The organism is Dermacoccus sp. UBA1591 (genome assembly GCF_002322065.1).
GTDB lineage: Bacteria > Actinomycetota > Actinomycetes > Actinomycetales > Dermatophilaceae > Dermacoccus > Dermacoccus nishinomiyaensis.
Genome location: NZ_DCNR01000020.1, coordinates 6,563 through 17,640, shown reverse-complemented (window position 1 = coordinate 17,640; position 11,078 = coordinate 6,563). Strand labels below are relative to the sequence as shown.

At 69.0% G+C, this 11,078-nt stretch carries 11 protein-coding genes; 1 reads left to right on the top strand and 10 read right to left on the bottom strand.

Features of this window, described 5'->3' with window-relative positions; all coding sequences use genetic code 11:
- The first annotated feature begins 53 nt into the window (after window positions 1–53).
- On the top strand, window positions 54–980 hold the full coding sequence (locus B2284_RS02060; protein ID WP_006947213.1) for a 5'-3' exonuclease: 927 nt from the start codon (window positions 54–56) through the stop codon (window positions 978–980).
- 3 nt (window positions 981–983) lie between these two features.
- Here the strand turns inward: B2284_RS02060 and B2284_RS02055 are convergent, their stop codons facing one another.
- From B2284_RS02055 to B2284_RS02010, 10 genes are all read right to left on the bottom strand, one after another.
- The gene (locus tag B2284_RS02055; protein WP_006947218.1) at window positions 984–3,773 is read right to left on the bottom strand and encodes a DEAD/DEAH box helicase; all 2,790 of its coding nucleotides are present in this window, start codon (window positions 3,771–3,773) and stop codon (window positions 984–986) included.
- An 82-nt stretch (window positions 3,774–3,855) separates the two neighbouring features.
- On the bottom strand, window positions 3,856–4,680 hold the full coding sequence (gene tatC, locus B2284_RS02050) for a twin-arginine translocase subunit TatC (RefSeq protein ID WP_006947222.1): 825 nt from the start codon (window positions 4,678–4,680) through the stop codon (window positions 3,856–3,858).
- 17 nt (window positions 4,681–4,697) lie between these two features.
- Entirely contained in the window at window positions 4,698–4,982 is a 285-nt protein-coding gene (gene tatA, locus B2284_RS02045) for a Sec-independent protein translocase subunit TatA (RefSeq protein ID WP_006947258.1), read from the bottom strand.
- Window positions 4,983–5,038: 56 nt separating this feature from the next.
- Entirely contained in the window at window positions 5,039–5,380 is a 342-nt protein-coding gene (locus B2284_RS02040) for a hypothetical protein (protein WP_006947226.1), read from the bottom strand.
- Entirely contained in the window at window positions 5,377–6,453 is a 1,077-nt protein-coding gene (locus B2284_RS02035) for a helix-turn-helix transcriptional regulator (RefSeq protein ID WP_006947310.1), read from the bottom strand. Before B2284_RS02035 ends, B2284_RS02040 begins: the two co-directional genes overlap by 4 nt.
- Entirely contained in the window at window positions 6,450–7,442 is a 993-nt protein-coding gene (locus B2284_RS02030) for a helix-turn-helix transcriptional regulator (RefSeq protein WP_006947232.1), read from the bottom strand. The genes B2284_RS02035 and B2284_RS02030 overlap by 4 nt, the downstream gene beginning before the upstream one ends.
- Before the next feature lie 206 nt (window positions 7,443–7,648).
- Window positions 7,649–8,068: an FKBP-type peptidyl-prolyl cis-trans isomerase gene (locus tag B2284_RS02025; protein WP_006947303.1), complete on the bottom strand. Its 420-nt coding sequence runs from the start codon at window positions 8,066–8,068 to the stop codon at window positions 7,649–7,651.
- A gap of 41 nt (window positions 8,069–8,109) precedes the next feature.
- A complete protein-coding gene (locus B2284_RS02020; protein WP_074039273.1) occupies window positions 8,110–9,159 on the bottom strand; it encodes an FKBP-type peptidyl-prolyl cis-trans isomerase in 1,050 nt (349 codons plus the stop codon).
- Window positions 9,160–9,263: 104 nt separating this feature from the next.
- Window positions 9,264–10,637 (bottom strand): Pup--protein ligase, encoded by a 1,374-nt coding sequence (gene pafA, locus B2284_RS02015; protein WP_006947220.1) that lies wholly within the window; start codon window positions 10,635–10,637, stop codon window positions 9,264–9,266.
- A 125-nt stretch (window positions 10,638–10,762) separates the two neighbouring features.
- Window positions 10,763–10,954 carry a ubiquitin-like protein Pup gene (locus tag B2284_RS02010; RefSeq protein WP_074045330.1) on the bottom strand — a complete coding sequence of 64 codons (192 nt, stop codon included), beginning with the start codon at window positions 10,952–10,954 and terminating at the stop codon, window positions 10,763–10,765.
- Between the last annotated feature and the right edge of the window lie 124 nt (window positions 10,955–11,078).

The window sequence follows — 11,078 nt, the reverse complement described above, 5'->3', positions numbered from 1 at the left end:
CGCGCGCTGACGAGCACTGACGCTCGACGCCGCACCGTGACAGGATGGCGCCCATGACGCCGCGCCGACTCATGCTGCTCGACTCTGCCAGCCTCTACTTCCGCGCTTTCTACGGCGTGCCCGAGCGCACCGCCGCCGACGGCACGCCCAACAACGCGCTGCGCGGCTTCGCCGACATGATCGCGACGCTGCTCACGACGTACGAACCGACCGACATCGTCGCCTGCTGGGACAACGATTGGCGCCCCGCGTTCCGCGTCGAGGCGATCCCGAGCTACAAGGCGCACCGCGTGCAAGAGGGCTCCGACGTCGCCGAGGAGAGCCCCGAGAACCTCACCCCGCAGGTGCCGCTCATCCGCGAACTGCTCGAACTCGCAGGCATCACCCGCCTCGGCGTCGACGGGTACGAGGCCGACGACGTCATCGGCACCCTGACGCACCGATTCCGCGACGCCGGCCCCGTCGACGTCGTCACCGGTGACCGTGACCTGTTCCAACTCGTCGACGACGCGATGGGCGTGCGCGTCATCTACACGGCCAAGGGTGGCGTGCGGGCCCCCGACCTCGTCGACGAGAGCTTCCTCATGGCGAGGTACGGCGTCGCGACGGGCCGCGCCTACGCCGACATGGCCGTCATGCGCGGCGACACGAGTGACGGGCTGCCCGGTGTCGCCGGCATCGGTGAGAAGACGGCGGCGGCCCTCATCGCCGAGTTCGGCTCCCTCGCGGCCATCCGCGACGCCATCGCCTCCGGCGACCCGCGGATCAAGGGCGCACGCCGCACGCGTCTCGAGGCAGCCTCCGATTACCTCGACGTCGCACCGCGCGTCGTCGACGTCGCTCTCGACGTCCGTGTGCCCCACGACCTCGTCACGACGCGCCCGCAGGGCGTCGCCGACGGCGCCGGATTCGCTGACTTCGCAGCGCGCTGGGACATGGGCGGCTCCGCTGAACGCCTTTCCGCAGCCCTCGCCCGCTGACGTTCAGTCGATCCGGTCAGCCGCGACGACGCCGCGCTGCACGCCCTTGATCGCCTTGCGCGCTGCCCTGCGGATGCCGTCGTCATCGGTGGCGGCGGCGATCTGGTCGAGCACGTCGACGAGCTGACGGCAGCGTCGTACGAAGTCGCCGGCGGTGAGGTCCTCGTCGCGTAGCACCGTCTCGAGGCCCTGGCCGCTCGCCCAGCGGTGCGCGGCCCAGGCCAGGCCCGCGTCGGGTGCCGCCATCTCGGGCAGTCGGTGCATGACGAGCGCGTCGTCGATGACCGACCACAGCTCGTGCGTGCGCTCCAGCGCGTCGGCGACATCACGGTTCGGCATGCGCGGGGTCTCACCGACCACGTCACGCCGCGACTCGTGGACGAGCGCCGAGACGGCCGCCGCGAGCGACGGTGCGTCAAGGCCCTTCCACGCACCCGAGCGCAGGCACTCGGCGGTGAGCAGATCCTTGTCCGAGTACAGGCGCATGAGCATCGCGCCGTCGTCGGTCAGCTTCACTCCACCGGCAGCCGACGGATCGGCCGCGAGGTAGTCGAACTCGAGCAGCAGGTCGCAGATGCGGTCGAACTGCTTCGCGACGGTGTTCGTCCGGTTCTCGACCTTCGTGACGAGCGCGTCGGTCTCGCGGCGCAGCGTCCACCAGCGTTGCGCCCAGCGCGCGTGCTCCTCGCGGTACTCGCACGCGTGGCACGGATGGGCGGCGAGCCGGCGTCGCAACTCCTCGATCTCCGCGGTGACGGCCTTGTCCGGTTCGATCTCGGTGCGTCGCAACGGCTTCGGCGGATCGTGCGGCACCTTGGCGCGCAGCGTCGCCGCGAGGTCGCGGCGCGACTTCGACGAGCGTGCGGTGAATGTCTTCGGGATGGCGAGGTGCGTCAGCACCTCGAGCGGCGCGTGGATGTCGCTGGAACGGATCTGGCGCAGCTGTGCGTCCTCGGTGACGACGGACGGGCTCGGGCCCTCGCGCTTGCCGCCGCGGTTGGTGCGCACCACGATGGCGAGCCCCTCACGTCGCCCGGACGGCACGCGCACGACGTCGCCGGGGCTGAGGTCGGCGAGCGAGCGGTCCGCGGCGGCGCGCAGGGCGGCGGCGCGTCGCTTCTGCGCGTTCTTCTCGAGGTCGCTGATGCGACGGCGGATGCCCGCGTACTCCGCGAAATCGCCGAGGTGGCACTGCATCGCCTCGGCGTAGCCCTCGAGGCCCTCATTGTTCTTGGCGATCTGACGCGACAACCCGACGACGCTGCGGTCGGCCTGGAACTGCGCGAACGACGACTCGAGCACCTCGCGCGCCCGCTCCCGTCCGACGGTGTGGACGAGGTTGACGGCCATGTTGAACGTCGGGCGGAAGCTCGAGCGCAGCGGGTAGGTGCGGCGCGATGCGAGGCCTGCGACCGCCTCCGGTTCGACGCCGCGGTTGTACAGGACGATCGCGTGGCCCTCGACGTCGATGCCGCGCCGGCCCGCGCGGCCCGTCAGCTGGGTGAACTCCGCGGGCGTGACGTCGACGTGAGCTTCACCGTTGTACTTGACGAGCCGTTCGAGCACGACGCTGCGCGCCGGCATGTTGATGCCGAGAGCGAGCGTCTCCGTCGCGAATACGGCCTTGATCTGACCGGTGACGAACAGTTCCTCGACGATCTCGCGGAACGTCGGCAGCATCCCCGCGTGGTGCGCGGCGAAGCCGCGCGCGAGGCCCTCGACGAAGTCGTGGTAACCGATGACGGCAAGATCCTCGACGGGGATGTGCGCGACGCGCTCGGCGACGTAGGCGCGGATCGTGGCGCTCTCATCGTCGGTGACCAACTGCATGCCGTACCCGAGCAGCTGCGCGACGGCGCCCTCGCACCCGGCGCGGCTGAAGATGAACGTGATGGCCGGCAGCAGCCCCGCGCGATCGAGTGCGGCGATGACCTCGGCGCGCGGCGCCGGGCGGAACGTCTCCCCCTGCGGCTGACGCGGCACGGGACGGCGGCCGCGCCCACGTCGACCGGACGGGGCGCCGACGTCGAAGCGGTGACCGCCGCGCGCGGGCGCCGTCAGGCTCGCGATGCGCGAGAGCAGGTCGGGGTTGACGACGCGATCGCCGCGTTCGTCCTCGCCCAGCAGGTCGTACAGGCGCGCGCCGACCATCATGTGCTGGTACAGCGGCACCGGGCGGTGCTCGGTGATGACGACGTCGGTGTCGCCGCGCACCTGCTGCATCCAGTCGCCGAACTCCTCGGCGTTGCTCACCGTCGCCGACAGCGCGATGACCTGCACCGACTCGGGCAGGTGGATCATCACCTCTTCCCAGACGGCGCCGCGGAAGCGGTCGGCGAGGTAATGGACCTCGTCCATGACGACGAAGCCGAGGCCGCCCAGCGTCGAACTGCCCGCGTAGAGCATGTTGCGCAGCACCTCGGTCGTCATGACGACGACCGGCGCCTCACTGTTGTGCGAGGTGTCACCGGTCAGCAGCCCGACGTTCTCCGTTCCGAGCATCTCGACGAGGTCGGCGTACTTCTGGTTCGACAGCGCCTTGATCGGCGTCGTGTAGAACGCCTTGCGCCCGGTGTGCACCGCGAGATAGCAGGCGAACTCGCCGACGACGGACTTGCCCGCACCCGTCGGCGCTGCGACGAGGACGCTGCGTCCGTCCTGCACGGTCCGCGCCGCCTCCGACTGGAAGTCGTCGAGCGGGTACGGCAACGTCTCGACGAAGTGGCCGAGGTGACTCGAGTCGAACTTTCGCCGACGAGCGGCCTGGGCGAACTTCTCGGCGGGCGACGACATGCCCCCAGGCTATGACAACGGCGGGCTCCCGCTCGGGAGCCCGCCGTCGGGCGTCATGTGTGTCGTGCCTGCAGCCTGGGCCTCACAGGGCCGAGGCCTGGTCGTCGCTGACGTCCATCCAGGCCGGACGCTCACGCTTCTCCTTGCGTGCACGCCACGCGTCGAGTGCGAGGGCTAGCCCCGCGCTGCCGAAGAACAGCACGATGAGCGGCACTGCCATGAGGAACATCGTGTAGACGTCCGGCGTCGGCGTCATGATGGCCGCGAAGGCCACTGCGATGATGACGGCGAAGCGCCACCCCTTGAGCATGATCCGGCCCTTGAGCACGCCGACCGCGTTGAGTGCCAGCAGCAGGATCGGCAGCATGAACGTCAGCCCGAACGACAGGATGAAGCGGGTGACGAACGAGAAGTACATCCCGCCGTCGGCGAAGTTGGCCGCGCCGCGCGGCGTCGCACTGATGAACATCTCGACGGCGTTGCCGAAGGTCAGCGACCCCATGTAGACGCCGCAGGCGAACAGCACGATCGCTGAGGCGACGAAGATGCGGCCGACGCGCTTTTCCCGCGGCGTCAGGCCGGGCACGAGGAAGGCCCAGATCTGCCACAGCCACACGGGCGCCGCGAGGATGAGGCCGGCCCACGCCACGACCTTCAACTTGAGGTTGAACGGCGCCGTGACGGCGTTGAACGCGACCTCGACGTGCGCCTCGGGGTGGGCGTGCTGGTAGTCGCGGAACGGCTGCTCGATGAAGTCGTAGATGTTCTGGTAGTAGTGCCAGCCGATGATGCAGCACAGCAGGATCGCGACGCCGGCGACGATCGCGCGGTTGCGGAATTCGCGCAGATGGTCGCCGATGGACATCCGCGCTTCGGGGTTGTCCTTGCGTCGTCCGAAGATTGCCACGAGCGAACGGGATCCGATCAGACGTCGTTGCGGTGCGCGTCGGTGCGCGTCACGGGGTCACCGGAGTGGACCGGGTTGCCGTTGGCGTCGTGCACCGGGTTCGCCGTCTCACCCTCGACGGTGGCGCCGGAGGCCTTCGACCGGTTGCTCTCCGTCTTCATCTCGTCGATCTCGCTCTTGAGGATGCGCGAGCTGCGCCCGAGGCTGCGCGCCATGTCGGGCAGCTTCTTCCAGCCCAGGAGCACGACGATGACGAGCACCAGGATGAGCAGTGACGCGGGGTGTTCGAGCAGGTTTTTCATGGCCAGTCCTTGAGTCCCGGGAGTTTCCGGCGCGGCGGCAGCCGCATGGTCGTCGTTCACTCTAGTGGATCGCGCCAAGACGACCACACCTCGGCCTGGGAGTCCAAGCGCAGGTCGCGCTGCCGTTCGCGGGCCCGCTGACGCTCGCCTCGCCAGTGCGAGGCCGGCTTGTTCCACGCGAGATCGTCGACGCCCTGCGTGACGAGCGCCGCACTGTTCTCGGCGGCGGATCGCTGCTCGGCGAGGTTGCGCGCCTCGTCGAGACGCGACCACGCCTCGGACGTCGTGCGGGCGAAGTCGCGCGCGTGCGGCCACACGCGCCAGCATCGCCAGGCGAGGTAGGCGACGGCCGTGACCCAGAAGATCGCCCAGAACAGCAGCCACATCCACCACGTCACGGCACGGTGCCCCCGAGCATCTCGGCGTAGGCGTCGAGGGCGCGGCGGGCCTCGTCGGCGACCTGCGCCCGCACCGCGGCAGGCGCGAGCACCTGGGCGTCCCGGCCGAGCTGCAGCAGCAACCGGCGCAACCAGCGCCCGTCGCCGAGGACGAGCGAGACGTCTGCGTGCTCGCCGTCGTCGGATCGTTCGACGTCGAAGCACGGGTAGTAGTCGATGATCCAGAACGCGGCCCGCTGCACCCGCAGACGCACCTGCGGCGCGTCGGGGCTGGGGGCGAAGAAGCCGCGCGAGAGGTCGGTGCGCTGCGCGTCCTGCGGGATCTCGGCCCGGACATCGAGGAGCTCGACGCTCTCGATGCGGTCGAGACGGAACGTGCGCATGCCCTCGGCGCGACGGCACCACCCTTCGAGGTACCAGTGGCCGTCGGAGGTGAACAGGCGCAGCGGGTCGACGTCACGCTCCGTCACCTCGTCCCGGGCCGGCGCAAGGTAGCGCAGGTGCACCCGATGTGCGCGGCGCACCGCGTCCTGCAGCGTGCTGAGCACCTGCTCACCATCGCGTTCGAGGCTGACGTGGACGCGTGCGGCGCCGCTCTCCCCCGTCGCCTCGCTCAGCTTGGCGAGGGCGCGATCGACGGCGTCGCGCTCCTGCAGCCCGGGCACGTCGAGCAGCGTGCGCAGCCCGACGGTGAGGGCGAGCGCCTCGTCGCGGGTGAAGCGCAGCGGTTTGGCGATGGCGTCGGCGTTGCGGATGTAGACACGCCCCTGCTCCCACTCGGCCTCGATGAGGTCGTCGGGCATGTGGCCGGGTGTGCCGCAGACGAAGAGCAGCTCGAGGTCGGCCTCGATCTGCGCGCGGCTGACGCCGAGGGTGCGGGCCGCCTCCTCGATGTCGATGCCCTGACGGTTCATCAGCCACGGCACCATCGTGAGCAGCCGTGACAGGCGCGTCGTCGCCGCTTCGGAGTTGATCGGCCCCGAGTTGATCGACCCCGAGCTGATGGACCCCGTGTCGGCGGACCCAGAGTCGATCGCCCCAGAGCGGGCGGCCTTGTCAGTGCGGGCGTTCATGGTGCAGTCTCCGCCGTCTGGGCTTCATAGGCGCCCCGCAGGCGCGCCATGACACGTTCGCGCAGCTCGTCGGGCTTCTCCACGAGCACGTCGGCGCCGAAGGAGACGACTTCGTCGGCGAGCACGCCGGGGTCGGCGTACTCGATGTCGATGAGCTGCCACGTCTCGTCGATGACGCCGACGGTGCGGGCGCGCCGCACGAGCGAGTGTCCTCGCCCCGCGCGCACCCGCAGGACGGCAGGCGCCCAGTCGGGGGTGCGTTCGGTACGTTCGATGAGGGCGCTCGTGTCGTGATCGTCCGGCACCTCGTAGGCGCCCGGCTTGCCGACGAGTCGCACCGGGCCCTCGATTCGCGAGAGACGGAAGACGCGCGGCGCGTCACGGTCGGTGTCGAACCCGGCGACGTACCAATGACCCCGGCGGTTCGTCACCGTCCACGGCTGAACGTGACGCACAGCGCTCTCCCGCCCGGCCGCGCGGTAGGTGAACGTGATGGCGCGCCGCGTCATCACCGCGTCCTTGACGGCGTCGAAGGCGGGTTCGCTGGTGCGGATACGAGGTTCGAGGCCGACGACCGATTCGACGTCGGGGCTGATGTCGAGCGCCTCGAGCTTGCGCATCGCCGCCGCCGCAGGGCCGGCGAGGCTGGCCTGCTGCCACGCACGCGAGGCGAGGCCGAGGACAGCGAGTTCGTCGGCGTCGAAGTGCAGGTCGGGCAGCTCGTACTCACGCTTGTCGATGCGGTAGCCGATCTCGTCCTCGAACAGGATGTCGATGGGTTCGGCGCGCAGCGGGATGCCGAGCTCACGCAACTCGTCCTTGTCCCGCTCGAACATCCGGTCGAAGGCTTCGTCGTTCGGTGCCTCGGTGTACGGGCGCACGGCCTGACGGATGGCGTCCTTCGTCAGCGGCCTGCGCGTGTAGAGCAGCGCGATGACGAGGTTGAGCAGGCGCTCGGTCTTCGCCTCCGGGGTGGGTCGTGCTGCCACGCTCGCTCCTTCGTCGCTGTCGGGTCTGACGCCGTGGTCCTGCTGCAGAGCCTACCCTCTCATTCGCACAGGTGTGCGATTGGCGGCACTCGGCCCCGCGTGATGGCCACGGGCACGCAGAACGGGGTGAGTACCGATGGCACTCACCCCGTCTTGTTGCTCAGGCCGAACCCACTCGCGGGACGACCAGAGCGGCGAAGGCTACCTCAGCGCAGGCCGAAGGAGCGTCCAGCGCCGGGCTTGTTCGTCGAAACGAGGTCGACGACGAAGATCAGCGTCTCGTTCGGGCCGATCGAGGCACCCGCGCCGCGCTCGCCGTAGCCGAGCGCCGGCGGGATGATGATCTTGCGGCGGCCGCCGACCTTCATGCCGAGCAGGCCCTCATCCCAGCCCTGGATGACCTGGCCGACGCCGGCGGTGAACTCCAGCGGCTCGCCGCGGTTCCACGAGGCGTCGAACTCCTCGCCGGTCGACCAGGAGACGCCGACGTAGTGCGCCTTGATGATGTCGCCGGCCTCGACGGTGGCGCCGTCACCAACGGTGATGTCCTCGACGACGAGTTCCGCCGGCGGGGTGTCACCGGGGAAGTCGATCTCGGGCTTGGTCGTCTTGGGGTCGAAACCCATGGTTGCTCCTTCGAGAAAGTGTCGCTGACAGGCTCAGCGTGTCAGTTGGCGGCGAGGATGTCGACGACGAACACGAGGGTGTCGGTGCCCTTGATGCCCGCCTGCTGGTTGCCGTCCTTGCCATAGCCCTCGGACGGCGGCACCACGACGAGCACGCGGCTGCCGACCTTCTGGCCGACGAGCGCCTTGTCCCAGCCGGTGATGACCTGGCCCTTGCCGATGACGAACACCGACGGCTTGCCACCGTCGTTGTGCTTCGCGGTGGCGTCGAAGATCGTCGACGTGCCCCAGATCTGGCCGGTGTAGCTGACGGCGACCGAGTCGCCGGAGGCGACCTTCTTGCCGTTGCCCTCGATGAGGGTGGCCGTCTTGAGGCTCGTCGGGGCCTTCGCGCCCTTGGCGACGGTGATGCTCGCCTGCTTGCCCTGGCCGGCGGGGACGCTGACCTTCGGCATGTCGGCGGGCGCGTCCTTGGTCGTGCCCTGGGCCTCCTTGAGCGGCGTGTCGGTGGCCTTGATCTCCATGTAGAGCACGAGGTTGTCGTTCGCGCCGACACCGATCTTCTCGTTGCCCGCGGCACCGAAGCTGTCCTTCGGCGGCAGGGAGACGACGAGCTTCGTCCCGGCCTTCTGGCCCTTCAGGGTGCTGATGATGCCCGGCAGGTTGTTGTTGTCGCTCATGTTGAAGCTGGGCACGGTCTCACCGAACGTCGAACCGATCGTCTTGCCGGTCGTGCCGTTCACCATGACGAAGTTGGCCTTGACGATGTCGTTGTCGCCGACCGTCTTGCCGGAACCCTGCGTCAGGATCTTCGGCTTCGTGCTGCTCGTGCCGAACGGCAGCTTGTCCTTCGGGATCGAGACGGTGGGCTTCGCAGCGTCCTTCGTGTCGACCTTGACGTCGTCGAGGTTGCCCTTCGTCGCGGGTGCGGACAGCCCGCTCGACGACGACGGTGACGATGCGTTCGACGACGCGCTGGCGCCGGAGGAGCCGCTCGAGCTCTTGGAGGCCTTCGAGTCGTCGTTGCCGCATCCGGCCAGGAAGACGATGGGCAGAGCGGCCAGGGCAAGCAGACGCTTGGGGGAAGTCACAGCAGAGGATCCTCGCGCGATGGGTGACAGGTCGTCCGCCACGATAACCCGCGTGGGGTGTGCTTTGCCTGGCAAGGGCCTGTGCGTCCGAGCCCGCAGGCGTCTCAGACGGGCGTCGTCAGGCTCTCGACGAGACGATCGACGCGGGCATCGGTGGCGAGGAACGGATCCTTGCACATGAGCGTGCGGCCGGCTTGGTCGTTGAGCTTGAGGTGCACCCAGTCGACGGTGAAGTCACGCCCCGCCTCACGCGCGGCCCTGACGAAATCGCCGCGCAGCTTCGCGCGTGTTGTCTGTGGCGGCGTCGTCATGGCCTCGGTGACGCGGGCGTCGTCGACGATGCGTCGCACGCGTCCAGCCTTCTCGAGCAGGCCGAACACGCCGCGTCCGGCGCGGATGTCGTGGAACGTGAGGTCGAGTTGGGCGAGCTTCGGGTCGTCCAACTCGAGGCCCTGACGCGCCGCGTAGTCGGTGAGCAGCTTGCGCTTGATGACCCATTCGATCTCGGTCTCGATGCCGGTGAAGTTCTGCGATTCGACCGCCTCGAGGGTGCGCCCCCACAGGTCGAGGACGTCCGCGATCGCCGGGTCGGGGTCGCCCTCGCGCTCGACGAACGCCGTCGCGCGCTCGAGGAACATGTGCTGCATCGCGAGGGCCGTCATGCTCGTGCCGCCCTGCAGCTCGATGACGCACTGGCCGGTGGGGTCGGCGGAGACGTCGCGGATCGCCTGGATCTGGTTGGCGAGGTGCAGGCGCGGGAAGCTCTCCCCCGCCTCGATCATGCGCAGCACGAGGTGGGCGGAGCCGACCTTGAGCAGCGTCGTCGCCTCGCTCATCGTCGAGTCGCCGACGATGACGTGCAGGCGACGGTAGCGCGCCGAGTCGGCGTGCGGTTCGTCGCGGCTGTTGATGATGGGGCGTGAGCGCGTCGTCGCGCTCGAGTAGCCGTCCCAGATGTGCTCGGCGCGCTGCGTCAGGTTGAACACGGTGCGCCCGTCGCGCACGAGCAGCTTGCCGGCGCCCGCGACGAGCTGGCGGGAGACGAGGAACGCGACGAAGATCTCCGCGATGCGGTTCATGTCGGCGCCGCGATCGAGCAGGAAGTTCTCGTGGCAGCCGTAGGAGTTGCCCGCCGAGTCGGTGTTGTTCTTGAATACGTAGATCGTGCCGTCGACGCCGTCCTCCGCCAGGCGCGCCTGGGCGTCGCTCGTCATGTCGTCGAGGATGCGCTCGCCGGCGCGATCCTGGGCGACGAGATCAAGCAGCGAATCGCACTCGGCCGTCGCGTACTCGGGGTGCGCGCCGACGTCGAGGTAGAGGCGCGAGCCGTTGTCGAGGAAGACGTTGCTCGAACGCCCCCACGCGACGACCTTGCGGAACAACGCGCGGCTCACCTCGTCAGGCGTCAGGCGACGCTGACCGTTCGTCGTCGCGGTGACGCCGAACTCCGTCTCGATGCCGTAGATGCGGCGTTCCATGGCTGCTCCTGATCGTCTGACTGGCTGCTGAGGTCGTGACTGGACGCGGTGTCAGGGCCGCTCGCGGTGGTGTCGCGTTATTGCGTTATCGCGTCAACCCTGCGTCGGGCGCGTAGCCCATGGCGTCACTCGCCGCCCTTCTGCACGAACCCGGAGACGAACTCGCTCGCATTGGTCTCGAGCACGCCGTCGATCTCGTCGAGCATCGAGTCGATGTCGCTCGTCGACGACGCCGCCTGCACCTGGCCGGCGTCTGCGCCTGCCTCGAACTCGTCGTCGCTTTTGCCGCCGGCGTTCTTGAATTGCTGACCGCTCATCGTTGCTCCTCGAAATGACGTCGCTGGTTGCTGTTCGCCACCCTATCGCCGCCCGAACGCCGGAGCGCTCGTTGCACGAGTAATGCGCATCTGCAGGAGGAATGAGCGGCACAAACCCCGTGCA